The 18,905-nt window shown below is 71.6% G+C and carries 13 protein-coding genes; 1 reads left to right on the top strand and 12 read right to left on the bottom strand.

Annotated elements, in window-relative coordinates; all coding sequences use genetic code 11:
- Nucleotides 1–18: 18 nt before the first annotated feature.
- The 6 genes from BMW88_RS19115 to BMW88_RS19090 all read right to left on the bottom strand — a co-directional run bounded on the left by BMW88_RS19115 (nt 19) and on the right by BMW88_RS19090 (nt 8,036).
- Nucleotides 19–1,047, bottom strand: coding sequence for an iron-siderophore ABC transporter substrate-binding protein (locus BMW88_RS19115; protein ID WP_218148126.1), 1,029 nt, complete (start codon nt 1,045–1,047; stop codon nt 19–21).
- Between the two features lie 94 nt (nt 1,048–1,141).
- On the bottom strand, nt 1,142–1,975 hold the full coding sequence (locus tag BMW88_RS19110) for an ABC transporter ATP-binding protein (protein ID WP_089952417.1): 834 nt from the start codon (nt 1,973–1,975) through the stop codon (nt 1,142–1,144).
- 28 nt (nt 1,976–2,003) lie between these two features.
- A complete protein-coding gene (locus tag BMW88_RS19105; protein ID WP_218148125.1) occupies nt 2,004–3,053 on the bottom strand; it encodes a FecCD family ABC transporter permease in 1,050 nt (349 codons plus the stop codon).
- Entirely contained in the window at nt 3,050–4,114 is a 1,065-nt protein-coding gene (locus BMW88_RS19100; RefSeq protein WP_089952413.1) for a FecCD family ABC transporter permease, read from the bottom strand. Before BMW88_RS19100 ends, BMW88_RS19105 begins: the two co-directional genes overlap by 4 nt.
- 72 nt (nt 4,115–4,186) lie before the next feature.
- Entirely contained in the window at nt 4,187–6,991 is a 2,805-nt protein-coding gene (locus tag BMW88_RS19095) for an AfsR/SARP family transcriptional regulator (protein WP_245777909.1), read from the bottom strand.
- 163 nt (nt 6,992–7,154) lie between these two features.
- Nucleotides 7,155–8,036 (bottom strand): alpha/beta hydrolase, encoded by an 882-nt coding sequence (locus BMW88_RS19090; protein WP_245777908.1) that lies wholly within the window; start codon nt 8,034–8,036, stop codon nt 7,155–7,157.
- A gap of 383 nt (nt 8,037–8,419) precedes the next feature.
- Here BMW88_RS19090 and BMW88_RS19085 point away from each other — a divergent pair, with 383 nt between their 5' ends.
- On the top strand, nt 8,420–9,037 hold the full coding sequence (locus BMW88_RS19085) for a lytic polysaccharide monooxygenase auxiliary activity family 9 protein (RefSeq protein WP_483868430.1): 618 nt from the start codon (nt 8,420–8,422) through the stop codon (nt 9,035–9,037).
- 102 nt (nt 9,038–9,139) lie between these two features.
- Here the strand turns inward: BMW88_RS19085 and BMW88_RS19080 are convergent, their stop codons facing one another.
- The 6 genes from BMW88_RS19080 to BMW88_RS19055 form a co-directional block, all read right to left on the bottom strand.
- The gene (locus tag BMW88_RS19080) at nt 9,140–11,455 is read right to left on the bottom strand and encodes a beta-L-arabinofuranosidase domain-containing protein (RefSeq protein WP_089952406.1); all 2,316 of its coding nucleotides are present in this window, start codon (nt 11,453–11,455) and stop codon (nt 9,140–9,142) included.
- Nucleotides 11,456–11,710: 255 nt separating this feature from the next.
- Complete coding sequence (locus BMW88_RS19075; protein WP_089952403.1) at nt 11,711–12,589, bottom strand: LacI family DNA-binding transcriptional regulator; 879 nt, start codon at nt 12,587–12,589, stop codon at nt 11,711–11,713.
- Nucleotides 12,579–15,482 (bottom strand): glycoside hydrolase family 2 protein, encoded by a 2,904-nt coding sequence (locus BMW88_RS19070; RefSeq protein ID WP_177221187.1) that lies wholly within the window; start codon nt 15,480–15,482, stop codon nt 12,579–12,581. The genes BMW88_RS19075 and BMW88_RS19070 overlap by 11 nt, the downstream gene beginning before the upstream one ends.
- Nucleotides 15,479–16,234 (bottom strand): ABC transporter ATP-binding protein, encoded by a 756-nt coding sequence (locus tag BMW88_RS19065; protein ID WP_089952401.1) that lies wholly within the window; start codon nt 16,232–16,234, stop codon nt 15,479–15,481. Before BMW88_RS19065 ends, BMW88_RS19070 begins: the two co-directional genes overlap by 4 nt.
- Nucleotides 16,231–17,910, bottom strand: coding sequence for a dipeptide/oligopeptide/nickel ABC transporter permease/ATP-binding protein (locus BMW88_RS19060; RefSeq protein ID WP_089952399.1), 1,680 nt, complete (start codon nt 17,908–17,910; stop codon nt 16,231–16,233). Before BMW88_RS19060 ends, BMW88_RS19065 begins: the two co-directional genes overlap by 4 nt.
- Entirely contained in the window at nt 17,907–18,905 is a 999-nt protein-coding gene (locus tag BMW88_RS19055; RefSeq protein WP_089952397.1) for an ABC transporter permease, read from the bottom strand. The genes BMW88_RS19060 and BMW88_RS19055 overlap by 4 nt, the downstream gene beginning before the upstream one ends.

Here is an 18,905-nt window from a genome sequence, read left to right as displayed (position 1 = left end):
GGTTGTGCTGTTGTGCCGTCAGGCAGCCGACTTGGCGGCCTTCACCAGCTCGTCGACCGCGTACGGCATGGACGCCAGGGTGGCCTGCGAGATCGCGGCACCGATGGCGGGGCCCTCGCTGTCGAGCAGCCAGTGGACCTTGCCCGCCTTCACCGCGGGCAGGTTGTTGAACAGCTCGAAGGCCTTGAGCGACTTCTGGTCGGCCTCGTCGGCGATCACGAAGATGCGGTCGACGTTCATCACGTCGATGCGCTCGGGGGACAGCGTCACGAAGAACTTGCCGGCCGCGAGCTCGTCGACCTTGGTGTTGCCCTTGAAGCCGATGCCCGTGATCACCTGGCCGCGCACGTCGGTCGTGCTGAACGGCGCGACGGCGTCCTTGTACCAGGACGTGACCACCGCGGTCTCGTTCGCCCAGGCCGGGTTCGCCTTCTTGGCCTCGGCCATCTTGGTGTCGACATCCTTGATCATCTTGGCGCCCTCGGCCTCCTTGCCGAGCGCCTTGGCGATCTGCAGCGCGTTGTCCTGCCACTTCGCGCTGAAGGGCTCCTTCTCCGCCTTGGTCCTGCCGACCGTCGGAGCGATCTTCGTCAGCTTGTCGTACCAGGCCTGGTCGGCCTCGGAGTAGACCGCGATGATCAGGTCGGGGCGCAGCTGCGCGATCTTCTCGTAGTTCGGCTCGGTGTCGCCGTTCTTCATGACGACCTCGGGCTTGGTCGAACCCCACTTGTCCTTCACCCAGGCCCACTGGGTGTTGATGTCGGGGCTCTTGCCCTCGGGGTTCGGGTACTGGTCGACCATGCCGACCGGGACGGTGCCCAGCGCGAGCATCGTCTGGTCGTCGGTGTAGCCGAGGGAGACGACGCGCTTGGGCGCCTCCTTGATCTCCGTCGTGCCGAAGAAGTGCTCGACCTTGGTCGGGAACGTGCCACCGGAGGCGTTGCCCGCGTCAGGGGTCGTGGCGGGCGTGGAGGAACCGCACCCGGCGAGGACGCTGGCACCGACCACCACGGCTGCTGCCACAGCGGTCAGTCGCTTCCAGGTCATGGTCGTTCTCTGGCCCATTCGGCACCTCTATCTTGCTGCCCACGCGGCGGGGGGAGATTAGGACAGCCGAACCTTATCACCCGGTTAGGGCAGGCTAACCTCGTTCTTGGTCACTCTTCGGTACCACGTGCGTCCTGCCGATCGGCACGATCAGCGGCCGTTCGCTCACCGGGTCGTCGATGACCTTCGCCTGCAGGCCGAACGTGTCCAGCAGCAGCTCGCTCGTGATCACCTCGCTCGGGTGCCCCTGCGCGACGATCGACCCCGACTTCATCACGATGAGGTTGTCGCTGTACCGGACGGCCAGGTTCAGGTCGTGCAGCACCATCACGATCGTGCAGCCGCCCTCGTGCAGGTCGTCGACGAGGTCGATGACGTCGATCGCGTGCGCGAGGTCGAGGTAGGTGGTCGGCTCGTCGAGCAGCAGCAGGTCGGTGCCCTGCGCGAGCGTCATGGAGATCCACACCCGCTGCCGCTGGCCGCCCGAGAGCGAGTCGACGGGACGGTGGGCAAGATCGGCGACGCCGGTCATCCGCAACGCCTCCGCGACGACGTCCGCGTCGTCGCTCGACCACTGGCGCACCCAGCTCTGGTGGGGGTGCCGGCCGCGGGCGACCAGGTCGGCGACCGTCAGCCCCTCCGGCGCGATCGGGGTCTGCGGGAGCAGCCCCATCTTCTTCGCGACGTCCCTGGTCCGCAGCCGCGCGATGTCGTGGCCGTCCAGCAGCACCGTGCCCCGGCTCGGTTTGAGCAGCCTGGACAGGGTGCGCAGCAACGTGGACTTGCCGCAGCCGTTGGGCCCGATGACCGTGGTGATCACCCCGGTCGGGATCGAGACGTCCAGGTTGTCGAGCACGACCCGGTCGGCGTACCCGACCGTGACGCCCTCGGCGCCCAGGCGGGCGACATCGTTGCGCAGCGCGGTCATAGGCCAACCTTACTTAAGTGAGCTTTACCTAGGCCGAGCGCTTCAGGTTCGCCCGGACGAGCAGGTAGACCAGGAACGGGCCGCCGATGATCGCCGTGACGATGCCGACCGGCAGGCCGCCGGGCAGCACGGTCCGCGCGATGAGGTCGGAGCTGATCAGCAGCACCGCGCCGAACAGCCCGGACGCGACGAGCGGCGGGACGGGGGACCGTTGCAGCCGCATGGCGATCTGGGGCGCGACCAGCGCGATGAACGGCACCGGGCCCGCCGCGCTCACCGCGACACTCGCGAGCAGCACCGCGCACAGCAGCAGCACCGCGCGCACCGCGGAGTGCCGGACGCCGAGGCCCGCGGCCACGTCGTCGCCGAAGTGCATCGGCTTGAGCTGGAACGAGACGAAGAGCACGACCAGGACGAGCGCTGCGGCGAGCCACAGCGACGTCCACACCTCCGTCCACGACCGCGCGTTCAGCGACCCGACGAGCCAGGCCTGCGCGCGGGCCACGTCGCGGATGTCCGCCAGCGCGAGCAACCACGTCGTGAGCGCCTGCATGGCCGCGTTGACCGAGACGCCGATGAGGATCAGCCGGAACCCGTCGATGCCCTTCTTCCACGCCAGGAAGTAGACGAGGAACCCGGTCAGCAGTCCGCCCAGCAGCGCCGCGGCGGGCAGTCCGAGCGAGCCGCCGATCGCCGCGCCGCCGCTCGCCGTCACGACGAAGACCGCGGTGGCGCTGGCGCCGGAGGTGATGCCGAGGACGTCGGGGCTCGCGAGCGGGTTGCGCGCGATCGACTGCGTGAGCGCCCCGGAGATGCCCAGCGCCAGGCCCGCGATCAGGCCGACGAGCGCGCGGGGCATCCGCAGGTCCATGATCACGAACTCGTCGACCCGCTCGCCCTGCCCGACCAGGGTCTTGACCACCGCGGTGAGCTCGATGGTGAAGTCGCCCACCGAGATCGACACGCAGAAGACCAGGAAGGTCGCCGCCGCCAGCAGGACCGTCACGAGCGCGATCCACGGCCGCCAGACCCAGGACCAGCCGCCGACGCGGACACCGGGGTGCATCTGTGCGCTCATGCCTGCCTGAACTTCCCGAGCCAGACCAGCGCCGCGAAGAACGGTGCGCCGATCAGGGCGATGACGATGCCTGCCTGCAGTTCTGCGGGCCGCACCACGAGCCGTCCCGTGATGTCGGCGACGAGCAGCACGAGCGCGCCGAGCAATCCGGCGTACGGCACCAGGAACCGGTAGTCCGGCCCGGTCAGCCACCGCGCGATGTGCGCGACCATCAGGCCCAGGAACGCGATCGGTCCGCACGCCGCCGTGGCCGCGCCCGCGAGCAGCGTGACGGCCACGACGCCGATCGTCCTGCCCAGCGCGATGTTCACGCCGAGGCCGCGGGCGACGTCGTCGCCGAGGTTCAGCAGGTTGATCGCGGGCAGGTTGAACAGCGCGAGCACCACGCCGGCCGCCACGAAGACCGCCGCGAGCCCGATCACGTCGTAGCCGACGCCCTGCACCGACCCCGCGTTGAAGAACCGCAGCACGTCCAGGGCCTGCTTGTCGGCGAGGGCGATGGCGCCGGTCATCGCGGTGAGGAAGATCGTGACGCCCTGACCCGCCAGGACGAGGGTGAGCGGGTTGCCGGCGCCGCGGCCCAGGCTCGACAGCCCGAACACGACCACCCCGGCCGCCCCCGCGCCCAGGAACGCGAACCACAGGTACTGGACCGGGTTCTGCAGCCCGAACAGGTAGACGGCGAGCACCACGGCGAACGAGGCACCGGAGTTGACGCCGAGCAGGCCGGTGTCCGCGATGGGGTTGCGGGTGTGCCCCTGGATCAGCGCGCCCGCCATGCCGAGCGCGATGCCCGCCACGACCGCGAGCACCGTCCGCGGCACGCGCAGCGTCTGCACGATGAGGGTGATCTCGGTGAGCCGCTGGTCGGTGCCGGGCTCGCCGAACAGCCCCTGCCAGACCTCGGCCGGGGTGAGCGAGCGGGCGCCGACGACCAGTGACAGCACCGCGGCCGCGGCGAGCAGCGCGACCAGGCACGCCAGCCCGGCCAGCCGCCGCTGACGCGGGTTCCCCGCAGCCGGTGCGGGAGCCGGCCCGCGTTGCTCCTCCACGATGCTCACGACGGGGTACGTTAGCTCCCGCCACCCGCTTTCACCCAGGGCACCCTTACCTAACTCCGTTCCGGGTAGGTTTCACGGTCCTGACGAGCGCCCGGAGTCCGGGGCGTCGAAGGTGTCGCGCCCCCGGGACGCGTCGCCGGCCCCGATGCCGACCATCACCCTGGGGACCGCCGCGAGCTGCTCGCGCAGGCGGTCGGCCTCGTCGTCGCGGCCCTGCCGCTCGAGCATCTCCAGTGCCCGCCGCCAGACCTGCTCCGCCCGTTCCGGCTGCCCGAGCGCGAGGTGCGGGTGGCCGAGGTCGATCAGCGTGTTGGCGGTGCCGTAGTCGTCGTCGACGGCCCGGAGCAGCTCCAGCGCCCGCTCGTAGAGCCTGATGGCCGCGGTGTGGTCGCCGGTCTGGTGCTCGATGCGGGCGAGCGTGTCGATGGCGGCCGCCTCGCCGTGCGGGTCGCCGAGCTCGCGGAGCAGCACCAGGGCCCTGGTGGCGCACTCGCGACCGCGGGCGGTGTCGCCGAACTCCGCCGCGCAGAGCCCGATGTTGTTGTGCGCCAGAGCGATCAGCATCTTGTTGCCGGACTTCTCGTAGTACGGCAGCGAGGCTTCCGCGTGGGCGAAGGCCTTGTCGAACTGCGACCGGCTCGCCCACAGCCACGTCAGCGCACCGTGCGTGTCGGCGAGCGGCAGCGGCTCACCGACCCGCTCGGCCAGTGCGAGCGCCTCGCCGAGGTGGTGCTCCGCCTCGGCGTAGCGCTGGACCTGCCCGAGGCTGCTGCCCCTGATCCGGTGCGCGATCACCCTGTCCAGCGGGTCCCGCGCGACGTCGATGGCGGTCTGCCACATCGCGAGCTCGTCGTCGAGGTGGCCCCGGAGCTGGTGGTAGGTGTGCGACACCCTGGCCATCAGCACGGCCACGTCGTTCCAGCCCCGTGCCGCCGCCGTCCGCTGCACCGCGCGGTACGTGCCCCGTTCCGCGTCGAACCAGGCGAGCGCACCGGCCCGGTCGGCGGCGGGGGACACGTGGGTGCCCGGTGCGGCCTCACCGATGGCGATCGACGGGCGGTGCGGGTCGATCAGCCGGTTGTTGGCGTGCGCGGTGTGCGCGTGGTGGTCGACCAGGCGGCGCAGTGCCTCCTCGCGGCCGGGGACCTGCCGGGCGCGTTCGGCCGCGTAGGCGCGGACGAGGTCGTGCGCCCGGACGCGGAACCCGCTGCCGATCGAGACCAGCGACGCCTGCTCCAGCGCGCGCAGCGCCACCGCTGTGTCCTCTGTGGACAAATCGGCCAGGCTGGCGGTCGCCACCAGGCCGACGTCCTCGCCGGGAGCGATGCCCAGCAGGGCGAACACCTTCTTCTGCGTGCCGGTCAGGGTGCGGTACGACCAGGACAGCACCACCGGCACGCTGACGCTCGGGTCCGCGTCGAGTGCGCCGAGTCCCAGCTCCTCGAGCTGCCGGGCGATGGCGGCGGGCGACAGGTCCGGTTCGGTGAGGATGCGCGCGCCGACGATGCTCAGCGCCAGCGGCAGCCCGCCGCACAGCTCGACCAGTCGGGTCACGGCGAGGGGGTCGGTGCCCAGCCGTGCCGCGCCGATCCGGCCCGCCAGCAACGAGCCCGCGTCGTGGCCGGGGAGCACGTCCAGGCGGACCGCTCGCGCGCCGTGCGCGGTGACGAGCCCGGACAGCCGGTTGCGGCTGGTCACGAGCACGCGGCAGGTGCCGCCGACGGGCAGGATCGGGGCGACCTGGGCGGCGTCGGCGGCGTTGTCGGCGACCACGAGCATCCGGCGCCGTGCCGTCAGGTCGCGGAACAACGCGGCTCTGCCGTGCGGGTCCGCCGGGACGCGGCTCGCGTCGACGCCGAGCGCGTGCAGGAAACCGCGGATGGCGGCGTCGGGGTCCATCGGCGTCTCGTCGGGGCTGAACCCGCGCAGGTCGACGAACAGCTGGCCGTCCGGGAAGCGGTGCAGGTTGCGGTGCGCCCAGTGCAGGGCGAGCCAGGTCTTGCCCATGCCTCCCGCGCCCGCGATCGTCGCGATCCCGGCGGTGCGCAGGGCGTCGTCCAGCGCGGCCAGGTCCTGACCCCGGCCGACGAAGTGCGCGGGCGCGGACGGGAGCTGCCTCGGCACGGTCACCGCGGCGGAGGGCTCCCGGTCGTTGCGCAGGAGGGTCTCGTGCAGCTCGCGCAGCTCCGCGCCGGGCTCGGTGCCGAGCTCCGCGACGAGCCGGGCCCGCACGGCGCGGAACCGGTCGAGCGCCTCGGGGATCCGGCCCGCCTGGGCGAGGGCGCGCATGTGTTGCGCCGCAACGCGTTCGTCGAGCGGTGAGGCCGTCGCCGCGGCGGCGGTCGCGGTGAGCAGCTCCGGGCCGTGCCCGAGCCGCAGCCGTGCGTCGACGAGGTCGAGCCGGGCCGCGTCCCGTTCGCCGGCGAGCAGGTCACGGGTGAGGGCGGCCCACTCGCCGCCGATGCCGGTCAGCGGTTCGCCCCGCCACAGCCGCGCCGCCTCGGTGAGGACGCGTGCGACGACCCGGTCGTCGGTGTGTCCGCGCGCCTCGTCGCGCAGCGCGCGGAACCGCATGAGGTCCACAGTGGACTTGTCAGTGACGAGTGCGTAGCCGTTCGGCCGGCTGACGACCTGCACCGCGTCGGTGCCGGCGAACGCCCGGCGCAACCGGGACAGGTAGCTGTGCAACGTCGCCCGCGCCCGCGGTGGTGGGGCGGCGCCCCAGACCCGTTCGACCAGCCGCGGCACCGGCACGGTCCTGGCGACGTCGACCGCCAGTGCCGCGAGCACGCACCGCTGCCGTGCGGGCCCGACCTCGACGGGGTGCCCGTCGATCCGCACGCCCACTTCTCCGAGCAGTGCGATCTCGACCGCCACGTCCCCGCCTCCGCTCAGCCCTGCCCGGCGGCGGGGCATCACGGCCGAGATGGCGGTGGTGCGCCCCCGGCAGGCCGCTCGCCGCGTAGCCCAGGGTGGCAGACGAACGGCTCGGCGTCCCGGAGTTCGCCGGGCTTCGTGCCGCCGCCTCCGGCTGGCGGGGTCAGGAGAGGCGGTCGGCGAGCCAGCGTTCGACGTCGTGCCGTGCCGCCCGAGCCATGCCCGTGTCGCGGTTGGTGAAACCGTGCCGCGACTCCGGGTACACCCGGAGGTCGACTTCGCCGACCGCCGCTGCCCGTGCCGCCATGGCGAGGTTGTCCTCCAGCAGCACGTCCAGGGCGCCGACGACCACCAGCAGCGGCGGCAGGCCCCGCAGGTCGCCGAAGACGGGGGAGATGTCGGGGACGGTGCGGTCCGGCGCGTGGCCCGCGTACGCCTGGATGAAGTACTCGTCGGCGATCAACCGCCCGGCGGGGGTGAGGCCGCTCAGGTCGTACGTGCCGAACTGCAGCGCGGCGCCGGCGAACCGGTCGGCCGCACCGCGTTCCTTGAGCCGCAGGAGGGTGGTGACGGCGAGCGTGGCTCCCGCCGAGAAGCCGCCGATGGTGAGCTTCAGCGCGTTGAAGCGCTCTTCTCCGAGGAGCCAGAGCGCCGCGGTTTCGGCGTCGTCGGGCGCGGCGGGCCACGGGTGTTCCGGGGCGAGTCGGTGGTCGACGCTCACGACGACGATCCCCAGCGCGTCCGCGAGGCGCTGGTTGCGGACGTCGTCCTGCGCCGTGCGGCCCAGGTAGAAGCCGCCGCCGTGGAAGTCGAGGTGGACACCGCGCGGCACCGCGCAGGGGAGGTGGAGCCGGACGGGGACCTGCCGCCCGCCTGCCTCGACCAGCGTGGAGTCCGGGAGCCGGTCCGCCCCGCGCCTGATCTCCCACAGCTCGGCGAGGCTGCCCGGTCCTCTCCTGATGCCCCTCCTGGCGTTCTCCTGCCTGGCCTCTTCGACGTGCTCCGCGAGCGCCGGGTCGATGAAGGTGCTCAGCTCCAACCGCACAGATGACTCCCCAGTGGTGAAACGGCGGCCTTCGGCCGGAAGCCGATCATTCCAGGCCCGCCCGGACGCCGGGAGGCGCCGCCGACGGCACGGCCGGTGTCGAATTGTTCGACGATTGCGGCGAACCCGCGCCACTGTGAGAGAAACGGTGTTCTCGCCTGTCAAGGGGGCTTCGGCCGAGTCGACGATCTTCTGCTCGAGATCGTCTTCGACGCGGAGCGCCGCCATCACTCACTGTTTCCTTGTGATTCCGAAGTGTTACGTGTAATTTAAATGTTCTGGGAGCGCTCCCATTCCGCCGCCGCCGCTGTTCGACACCGGAGAACGGAGGCTTGTACATGCACACGCGCAGCACCCTCGGGTCCACCACCAGACGACGGGGCTTGATCGCTTTGATCGTCAGCGTGCTGGTCTGCACGTTCCTGTGGACCCCCACTGCCTCGGCGCACGGCACGATCGTCGGCCCGCCCACGCGCGCCTACCAGTGCTGGCAGACGTGGGGCAGTCAGCACACCAATCCCGCGATGCAGCAGCAGGACCCCATGTGCTGGCAGGCCTTCCAGGCCAACGCCGACACCATGTGGAACTGGATGAGCGCGCTGCGGGACGGACTCAGGGGCAACTTCCAGGGGTCCACTCCGGACGGTCAGCTCTGCAGCAACGCCCTGTCCCGCAACAACTCGCTGAACAACCCCGGTGCCTGGAAGACCAGGAGCGTGGGCAGCAACTTCGAGATGCACCTGCACGACCAGGCCAGTCACGGTGCCGACTACTTCCGGGTCTACGTGAGCAAGAACGGGTTCGACCCCACCACCCAGCGCCTGGGCTGGGGCAACCTCGACCTGGTCACGACGACCGGCAGGTTCGCCCCTGCCAAGGACATCAGGTTCAACGTCCAGACCAACGGCTCCTACCGGGGCCACCACATCGTGTTCACGATCTGGCAGGCCTCGCACCTGGACCAGACGTACATGTGGTGCAGTGACGTGAACTTCGGCTAGGAAGTCAGTCAGTCCTGACGTGGTGCGTGCCCCCGGACCTCACCGGGGGCACGCACCACGTCGTCAGTTGGCATCGTCAGTTGGCGTTGTCAGTTGGCGTTGTCAGTTGGCCACCAGGCGCCAGCGGTTGTCCGCCGTGCCGTTGTCCGAGTCCTGCACGACCTGGGCACCGGCGCCGGTGGAGCCGTTGAGGACGCCGAGCAGCTTGCCGCTGTGGGCGTTGCGGACCTTGTGGGTGCCGTCGCCGTTCGCGATCAACGTCCACCGGTGGTCCGCGGTGCCGGTGTCCGACCACTGCAGGACACGGGCGTTGTCGGCGGTGGACATGTTCTCCACGCCGAGCACCTTGCCGCTGTGCACGTTGCGCAGCCGGACGTCGGACCCGTCGGTGATGAGCTGCCAGTTGTGGTCGGCGGTGCCGCTGTCGTGCCACTGCACGGCCAGGCCGCCGTCCGCGGTGGACATGTCCTGGATGCCCAGCACCATGCCGGTGCCGGCGTTGACCAGCCGGTAGCTCGTCGTGCCGCCACCGCCGATGCTCCAGTAGACCGTGTAGTTGAAACCGTGGGCGTCGTGGAACGGCCCGAGGTTCACCCGCGTCCCGTTCGCCGTCGCGGTGAACGCCAGGGACGACGTGCTGCTGCGGGTGACGGAGTTGACGTCCAGCGAAGGCAGCCGCGGCAGGCTCGTGTTGCCGTAGTTGCCCGCGAGCACGGCCGGGCCGTAGGTCAGCGCGACGACGTTGGCGTTGTCGTTGGAGGGCTGGACGATCACGCGCATCGGCAGCCGCAACGTCACCACGTCGCCGGAAGTCCACGACCGCGTCAGCGACGCGTAGGTACCCGGTGTGGCCGCCACGTTCTGCGCGACGCCGTTGACGCTGATGGTCGCGCCGGACGTCCAGGCGGGGATGCGGAACCGCATCGTCCACGACCCGCCGGCGTTGCCGGTGACGGTCAGCGTCGTGGTGTCGCTCGCCGGGTAGGTCGTGCTCTGCGTGACCGTGATGCCGCGGGACGTCCACGTCAGCACCGACGGCGTGTAGAGGTTCACCGTGAGCGTGGTGCCGCTGTGGAAGTAGATGGAGTCGGCGAGCTTGGTGTTGGTCTCCAGCCCGGTGCCCTGGCAGCACCAGAACGTGGTGTAGTCCGTGCTCCAGTTGCCGCCGCCCCACGCGGGACCGGTGTTGCCCCGCCGGTGGCCAGGGTTGAGGCCGGTGAAGTAGCAGATGTGGCCGTGGGGGTCCGCCGGGTTCTGCTGTCCGATCAGGTGGTTGAGCAGGGCGCGCTCGTAGTAGTCGAAGTAGGCGGCCCGGCCGGGGTCGGTCAGCCACAGCTCGCGGGTCAGCTTGAGCATGTTGTAGGTGTTGCACGCCTCGCAGGCGTCGGTGCTGAGGTAGGCGGCGATGGCGTTGGGCGCGCGGAAGTGCTCCGCCTGGCTGTTGCCGCCGATGACGTAGGTGTGCGCGCCGACGGTGATGTTCCAGGCGTTGCTCGCGATGTCGCGGTAGCGGGTCGTTCCGGTGGCCTTGTACTCGCGGGCCGCGCCGATCCACTTCGGCACCTGGGTGTTGGCGTGCAGGCCGGCCAGCCGGTCCTGGTTCGCGGCGAGCGGGTCGAAGACCGCGGCGTGGTCGAACCGCTGTGCCGCCGCCAGCCAGCGGGAGTCGCCCGTCTGCTGGTACAGGTCCGCGAGCACCGCGTTCATGCCGCCGAACTCGGTGCCCAGGACGCTCTGCATCCGGCTGTAGGACAGCCGGGCCGTGCGCCAGTCCACCCACCCGGCGAGGCGCAGGAGCACGTCGCGTGCCTGGGTGTTGCCCATGTGCCGCCACACGTCCAACAGCCCGGCGAGGGTCTTGTGCATGGCGTAGTAAGACACGGCTTTGGGCGAACCGGCCTCCATCGCGTCGAAGTCCGACTCCGGGAAACCCGACAGGTAGCCGGCGGTGAACCCGGCCGCCGCGTTGTTCGCCTGGCACTTGGCGAGCTCGGCCACCATGTGGTTGGCCTTGTCCCGGCACGTCGTGTCACCCAGGACCGCCCACGCCTGGGCCCAGGCGGTGAGGAAGTGGCCCTGGCTGTGCGTGCGGAACGGGAAGTTCGGCGCTTCCCAGCCGCCCAGCGCCGCAGCGCCGCCGGTGGACAGCCGGTGGTTGGCGCGGAAGTTGTAGAGCAGCCGGTTCACGTCGACGAACCGCAGGTAGGACAGCGTCCGGTTCTGGTTGTCGAGCCACCGGCCGGGCGTCAGCCGGACCTCGGACAGGTCGAACGCGAAGGCCGACACCCCGGCGTCGGCGCGGACAGGGGGCACCGAGGCCGCCTGCGCCGACCCCGCCACCAGTGACGGCGTCGCGGTCGCGACGGCGGCCACCCCCGCGGCTTGGAAGAGCCTGCGTCGACTCGGCGATGAGGACATGGATGCTCCAGAGCTCGGCGAGACGGCGGGTCCGGGAACGCGGTCGCGACCTCGTCACGAGCACCGGGATCCGCTGCCGTCGGTGCCGCACCGTTGCGGCCCCGCAGCGGAATGTAGCCACGCCGCCGACACCCGGTCAATGCTAAATGTGAGCGCTAACGTTAGCCCGCAGGTCGTGAATGTTGGCCCGCGTCAGGCTGATTACGGCAGTCGGGTGCTTGGCAAACGCCTGGCGACGTTAGACGGTGTTAGCGCTCACAAGAGCGGTGGAGGTGAGCTGCCCGCACGGTCCTCATCGGACGGTGCGGGTGCTGTCGTGCCGCGCTGGAGGTAGTGGGCGGTGGGCGACCAGCGCGGCGTCACGGCCACGCCGTCGACGCGTTCGAGCACCGACTCCGCCACCGACACCCCGAACCGGTGCACGTCGACGCTCATCGTGGTGAGCGCCGGGGAGGTGAGCCGGCACAGCGTCGAGTCGTCCCACGCCACGAGGCTGAGCCGGGCGGGGACCTCGACCCCGAGCTCCACGGCCGCCGCGAGCCCGGCCACCGCCATCACGTCGTTGTCGTAGAGGATCGCGGTGGGAGGAGCCGGACGCGACAGCAGCGCCGCCGTGAGCTTCGCCCCCGCCTCCTCGGAGTAGTCGCCCTCGACGACCACCGGCTCGACCCCGGCCGCGGCACACCTCGCGACCATCGCGTCCGTGCGCGCCCGCGTGTGCAGCAGGGCACCGGGACCGGTGACCCGCGCGATGCGCCGGTGGCCGAGGTCGAGCAGGTGGCCGAGCACCTCGGCGACCGGCCCGGCGTGGTCGGTGCGGACGCAGGGCAGGTGCGGGTCGTCGCCGACGACGACCGCCGGCAGGCCGAGGTCGCGCACCACCGCCGGGCGCGGGTCGTCGGCCACGGGGTTGACCACCACCACCGCGTCGACCAGCCCGCGCCCCGCCCACCGGTGGTAGGCGGCGATCTCGGCTTCGTGGTCCGCCACCACGTGCAGCAGCACGGACAGGTCGCGCTCGGCGAGCCCTTCCTCGATCCCGGCGATGAACTCCATGAAGAACGGCTCCACGCCGAGCAACCGGGCGGGCCGGGCCAGCACCAGCCCGACCGCGCCCGCCGGGTCAGCCGGCACCGGGCACCGCCCTGGGGGCGTCGCGGGGGTGGGTGGCGTCGGTGGCTTCGGAGTGGTTGGCGCTGGGGTGGTCGGCGCCGGGGTCGTCGGCGCGCGGGTCGCCGGTGCCAGAGGCGTTGGTGTCCGGGCCGTTGGCGCGGAGGTTGTGGCCGTGGAGGCCGTCGGCGCCGGAATTGTTGGCGTGCGGGGCGTTGTCGGCGTGGGAGTCGTCGGTGCCGAGGCCGTTGGCGCCTGGGCCGACGGCCTCGGCACCGTCGGTGTCAGGGTCGTTGGCGCCGGGGTCGTCGGCGTCAGCATCGTTGGCGCGGGGGCCGTTGGCGCCGGGGCCGTTGTCGGCGCGCGAGTCGCCGCTGCCAGGGTCGGCGGCGTCGAGGCCGTTGACACGGCAGTTGCAGCCGTCGGCCCCGGAGCTGCCGGTGCGGAAGCCGTCGGCCCCGGGCCCGCCGGCGTCATCGGCGTGGAGGTCGTTGGCACAGCGCAGGACGAGCGGATCGGTGAAGGCCGCCGGGTCGACGACCGCGTCCGTGCGGATGTGGAACACGCGGACCTCCCCGGCGAGCATCGGCACCAGCATGTCGTCGACCACCGCGTCGGGCGCGACCCGGTCCGCGAGGACCGCCACGTCCCGCGCGAACGACTCGGCGCGCACCTCGACCTCGTAGCCGCCGTGCACGGCTTCGGCTCGGGCGGTGAGGGGGTGCGGGTCGTAGGACAGGCCGGGGTCCTCGCGGAACGGGAGTATCGCGCGGGCTTCCGCGGTCGTCGCCACCACCACCTCCGCGTCCTCGTGCACCGGCTCGAGCAGGTCCTCGTCCAGGTCCAGCACGAGCGCAGACCGGGGTGCCACCGTCCGGCGCAGTCTAGTCAGGTGCAGCGTGACGCCCCGGAACGTCTGCCGATCAAGGGTGAGGTGGGCGTCCCACGGTTCGTCGTGGTCGTTCACGGCGATGAGCACGAGCCGGTCGCCGCGCGGCTGGAAGGTGAGCAGGCGGGGTGCGAAGGCGTGCCGCAGCCCGTACCACAGCGGCTTCAGCCGGTCCTCGCCGTCGATCGCCGCCCAGGACGTGACCGGCCAGCAGTCGTTGAGCTGCCAGACGACCGCCCCGGCCGTGCGCGGCCACCAGGAGCGGAAGTGCTCGACGCCGAAGGTCACCGCTCGCGCCTGGTTGAGCTGCGTCGCCCAGTGCCAGCCGGGGAAGTCGCGCGGGACCGGCAGGTGCGCCGCGAGGCCGCGGTCGAGCTTGCCGCCGCCGTCCTCGGCTTTCTGGTGCGCGCGGAAGCTCGGCGAGTACGGGGTGAGCGGCCGGTCGTGGATCCACCGCGTGAGCGTCGCCCAGGTCGGCGGGCCCTGGAAGCCGAACTCCGCGCAGAAGCGGGGCACGTGGTCGCGGTAGTGCCGGTAGCCGACCTCGTTCCAGACGCGCCACTCGTGCCGCGTGCCGTGGTTCTCGTCGTTGGGGTGCACGCCGTCGACGGGGCTGTACGGACTGCCGGGGCAGTAGAACCGGGTCGGGTCGAGCTCGGCGACGACGGCGGGCAGCAGCTCGTCGTAGTAGCCCAGCCCCCACGTGCGGCCGCCGAGCTGGTCCGGCCAGCCCCAGTCGGCGAACCCCCAGAGGTTCTCGTTGCCGCCGTTCCACAGGGCCAGCGAGGCGTGCGACATCAGGCGCACGACGTTCTCGCGGGCCTCGGCCTCCAGCTCACCGCGCAGCGGCTCCTCCTCGGGGTAGGCGGCGCACGCGAGCGGGAAGTCCTGCCACACCAGGACTCCGCGTTCGTCGCAGACGTCGTAGAAGTCGTCCGACTCGTAGATTCCACCACCCCACACGCGCAGCAGGTTGACGTGCGCGGCCACGGCCTGGTCCACCCGTCGCGCCAGCCGGTCCCGGGTGATCCGGGTGAGGAAGTGGTCGTCGGGAATCCAGTTGGCGCCCTTGACGAACAGGGGCTTGTCGTTCACCACGACGGTGAACGGCGTGCCCGTCTCGTCGGGTGTCGTGTCCACGGTGACCGTGCGGAAGCCGATCCGCCGCGTCACCCGGTCGAGCTCGGTTGCCCCGTGCAGCACCACGTCCAGGTCGTAGAGCGGTTGGTCGCCGTACCCGGCGGGCCACCACAGCGCGACGCCGGGCACCTCGACGCGGGCGATGACGCTCTCCTGACCGGCGGGAACGGCGACCGTGCGCAGGCAGCCGCCGACGGTGATCAGCAGCGTCACCTCCTCGGGCCGGTCGGCCCACTCGAGGTCGACGTGCAGCTGGACCTGGCCGGAACCGTCGCCCGCGACGGTCACGACCGGCCGGACCCGCGCGAGCCGGGCCGTGTGCCAGCGCTCCAGCCGGACCGGCCGCCAGATGCCCGCGGTCTGCAGGTCCGGTCCCCAGTCCCAGCCGAAGCTGCACGCCATCTTGCGGATCATGTTGAACGGGTGCGCGTTGACGTGCGCCCTGCGGCCGAGCGCGGCCTGCGTCTCCTCCGCGTGCGTCAGGGCGGAGGAGAACGACACGGCCAGCTCGTTGGCACCGTCCACGAGGAACCGCCGCACGTCGAAGCGGTAGCCGCGGTGCATGTTCGCGGTCCGCCCGGCCAGGTGGCCGTTGAGCTCGACCGCCGCCACGGTGTCCAGTCCGTCGAACACGAGGTCGACTCGTTCGCCCGGAGCGACGGCGGCGGCCAGGAAGCTGGTGTCGTAGCGCCAGTCCGCGCGGTGCATCCAGGTCAGCTCCGCCTCCGCCTGGTCGAGGAAGGGGTCGGTGATCAGCCCGGACGCGAGCAGGTCGAGGTGGGTGCTGCCGGGCACCGTCGCGGGCACGGTTCTGCCCCTGACGTTGTCCGGCACCTCGGCCGTCGTCGCGGTGAGCTGCCAGCCGTCGTGCAGGTACTGGCGGATCAAGGTTTTCCTCCCTGGCGGAAACGGGCTTCGGGGTCGGGTGCGGCGGCGGCCAGCAACCGGGTGTACGGGTCTCGCGGACGCGTCAGCACGTCGTCGCTCGGGCCGCGTTCGACGATCCGCCCCCGGTGCATCACGAGGACCTCGTCGGAGAAGTGCCGTGCGGTGGCGAGGTCGTGCGTGATGTAGAGGACGGCGAGGTCCTCCTCGCGTTGCAGCCGGGCGAGCAGCTTGAGCACGCCCAGCCGGACGGAGACGTCCAGCATGGACACCGGCTCGTCCGCGATGATCACCTTGGCGCCCGGGGCGAGCGCGCGGGCGATGGCCACCCGTTGCCGTTGCCCGCCGGACAGCTCGTGGGGGCGCCGGCGCGCGAGGTCCGCGGTGAGGCTCACCCGTTCCAGCAGCTCGGGCACCTCCGTGGCGGAACGCCCGTGCAGCCGCAACGGCCGCGCCAGGTGGTGCTCGACGGTGTGGAACGGGTTGAGCGAGGCGAACGGGTCCTGGAAGATCATCTGCACGTGGTCGCGGTGCGCCCGCCGAGGAACGGGCCTGCCGTCCTGGCCGGTGAGAGCGATCTCCCCGGACGTCGGCCGGATGAGCCGGGCGATCATCCGCGCGACCGTCGACTTGCCGGACCCCGACCCGCCGACGAGCGCGACCGTGCGGCCGGGTGCGAGGGTGAACGAGACGTCGTCGACCGCGCAGGTCCGGTGGAACCTCTTGGTGAGCCCGCGGGCTTCGAGGGTGGTCATCTGAGCAGCGCTCCTCGCTCGCCGGTCAGGCTGGGGAACGACGCCAGCAGCTCACGGGTGTACGGGTGCCGGGGCCGCAGGTACAGCTCCTCCGCGGTGGCGTGCTCGACCACCTCGCCGTCGCGCATCACCGCGATCCGGTCGGCGAGCTCCAGCAGCAGCGGCAGGTCGTGCGTGATGAACACGACGGCGAAGCCCAGCTCGTCGCGCAGCCGCTTGATCTCGTTCAGGATCTCGCGCTGCACCAGGACGTCGAGCGCGGTGGTGGGCTCGTCCATGATCATGACCTGCGGGTCGAGCAGGAGCGCCATGGCGATCATGACCCGTTGCCGCATCCCGCCGGACAGCTCGTGCGGGTAGGCGCCGAGCCTGGCCGGGTCGACGCCGACGAGCCGGAGCACTTCCGCGCACCGCAGCTCGCGGCCGGAAGCGGACAGGTCCGGCCGGTGGGTGCGCAGCACGTCCTGCAGCTGCGCCCGGATCGGGGTGACCGGGTTCAGCGAGTTCATGGCGCCCTGGAACACCATGGAGAGCCGGACCCAGCGGAACCGCCGCAGCTCCTCCGGTCCGAGCGCCAGCACGTCGACGTCCTCCAGGGCGACGGACCCGGACGTGACCTCGGCCGGCGGCCGGTGCAGCCGGTTGACCGCGTAGGCCAGCGTGGTCTTGCCGCAGCCGGACTCCCCGGCGAGGCCCAGCACCTCGCCCCGGCGCAGGGTCAGCGACACGTTCTTCACCGCGTGCACCGGTCGCGCCGTCCGGTAGACGACGTCGAGGTTCCTGACGGTCAGCACGGCGTCCGGTTCGGCGGGGGCGACCTGTGCCCGGACCGCGACCACGTCGCGCTCGCGGCGGCCGCGGTCGCGCAACCTCGGGTTGACGATCTCGTCGATGCCGAAGTTGACGAGCGCGAGCGCCCCGCCGAACAGGGCGATGACCAGTCCCGGCGGGACGAACCACCACCACGCCTCCCGTTGCAGCGCGAAGCCGTTCTGGGCGTAGTAGAGCATCGTGCCGAGCGTCGACGAGTCCGCGGCGCCGAGGCCGAGGAACGACAGCCCCGCCTCGCTGAGGATGGCCAGCACGACGGCGAACACGAACTGGGAGGCCACGACCGGCAGCAGGTTCGGCAGGATCTCCACGCAGATCACCCGCCAGGTCTTCTCGCCGGACACCCGCGCCGCGGCCACGTAGTCCCGGTTGCGCAACGACAACGTCTGCGCCCGCAGCACGCGGGCGGCCGCCGCCCACCCGGTGAACGCGAGCACCAGCGCGATCGTCCACGTGCCGCGCCGCTCGGCCGGGACGAACCCGGCCACGACGATGACCAGCGGCAGTCCGGGGATCACCAGCACCACGTTGGAGAACAGCGAGAACACCTCGTCGGCCACCCCGCCCGCGTAGGCGCCGACGATGCCGAAGAGCCCGGACAGCACCGTCGCCAGAACGCCCACCAGCAGCCCGATCCACAGCGACCCGCGGGTGGCGTGCGCGAGCTGGGCGAGGACGTCCTGGCCGGTGAGCGTGGTGCCGAGGAGGTGCTCGCCGCCGGGCGGGGTGAGGCCGACGTCCCTGATCGTGGCCGGGTCGCCGGTGAGCAGCGGGCCGAGGAGGCCGAAGAGGACGATGGCGGCGGCCAGGCAGAGGCCGCTGACGAGCTTGGCGGTCCAGGTCATGACACCGTGCTCCGATCCCTGGTGCGGGCGTCGATCAGGCCGTACAGCACGTCGACGAGCAGGTTGGCGCCGAGCACCGCGACCGTGATCACCAGGAAGATGCCCTGCATCAGCGCGTAGTCGTTGTTCTGCACGGCTTGCAGCAGCTTCGACCCGATGCCGGGGTAGGAGAACACCTGCTCGGTGACGATCGACCCGGACACCACGAACCCCAGCGAGATGGCGAACCCCGCGACGGAGGGCAGCACGGCGTTGCGCGCGGCGTACCGGATCATGACCCGGCTGTCGGTGAGCCCCTTGGCCCGCGCGGTGAGCACGTAGTCCTCCGACATCACCGAGACCATCATGTTGCGCATGCCGAGCAGCCAGCCGCCGACCGACGACAGCACGATCGTCAGCGCGGGCAACGTGCCGTGGTACAGCGCCGAGCCGATGAACTCCGCACTCCAGCCGGGGTCCAGGACGACGTCGTAACCGCCGTTGAGCGGGAACCAGCCGAGACCGGACGAGAGCGCGGCGACGAGGATCAGCGCCAGCCAGAAGTACGGCACCGCCGAGAGCATCGTGGTCGCCGGCACCAGCGAGTCGAGCCAGGTGCCGCGCCTCCAGCCGGCGACCGCGCCGAGCCCGACGCCGAGCAGGAACGACAGCAGCGTGGCGAGCCCGACCAGCACGACCGTCCACGGCAACGACCCGGCGATCACCTCGGAGACCTCCGCCGGGAACGCGCTGACCGACACCCCGAGGTCGCCGCGCAGCAGGTTGCCCAGGTACGCGAGGTACTCCTCGGCGAACGACTCGCGCCCGCCGGTGCCGAGCAGCGTCTCGTAGGCCGTGCGAGCCGCGGGGTCGACGCTCCCGCCGCGCTGCTGGAGCTTGGCCATGAGGATGTCGACCGGGTTGCCCGGCAGCATCCGCGGGATGACGAAGTTCAGCGTCACCGCCGCCCACAGCGCCGTCAGGTAGAAGGCGAGCCTGCGCAGGTGGTGGCTCAT

Source organism: Lentzea xinjiangensis (assembly GCF_900110955.1).
Lineage (GTDB): Bacteria > Actinomycetota > Actinomycetes > Mycobacteriales > Pseudonocardiaceae > Lentzea > Lentzea xinjiangensis.
The sequence above is the reverse complement of the archived record's forward strand: the minus strand, read 5'-3'. Positions and strand labels throughout refer to the sequence as shown.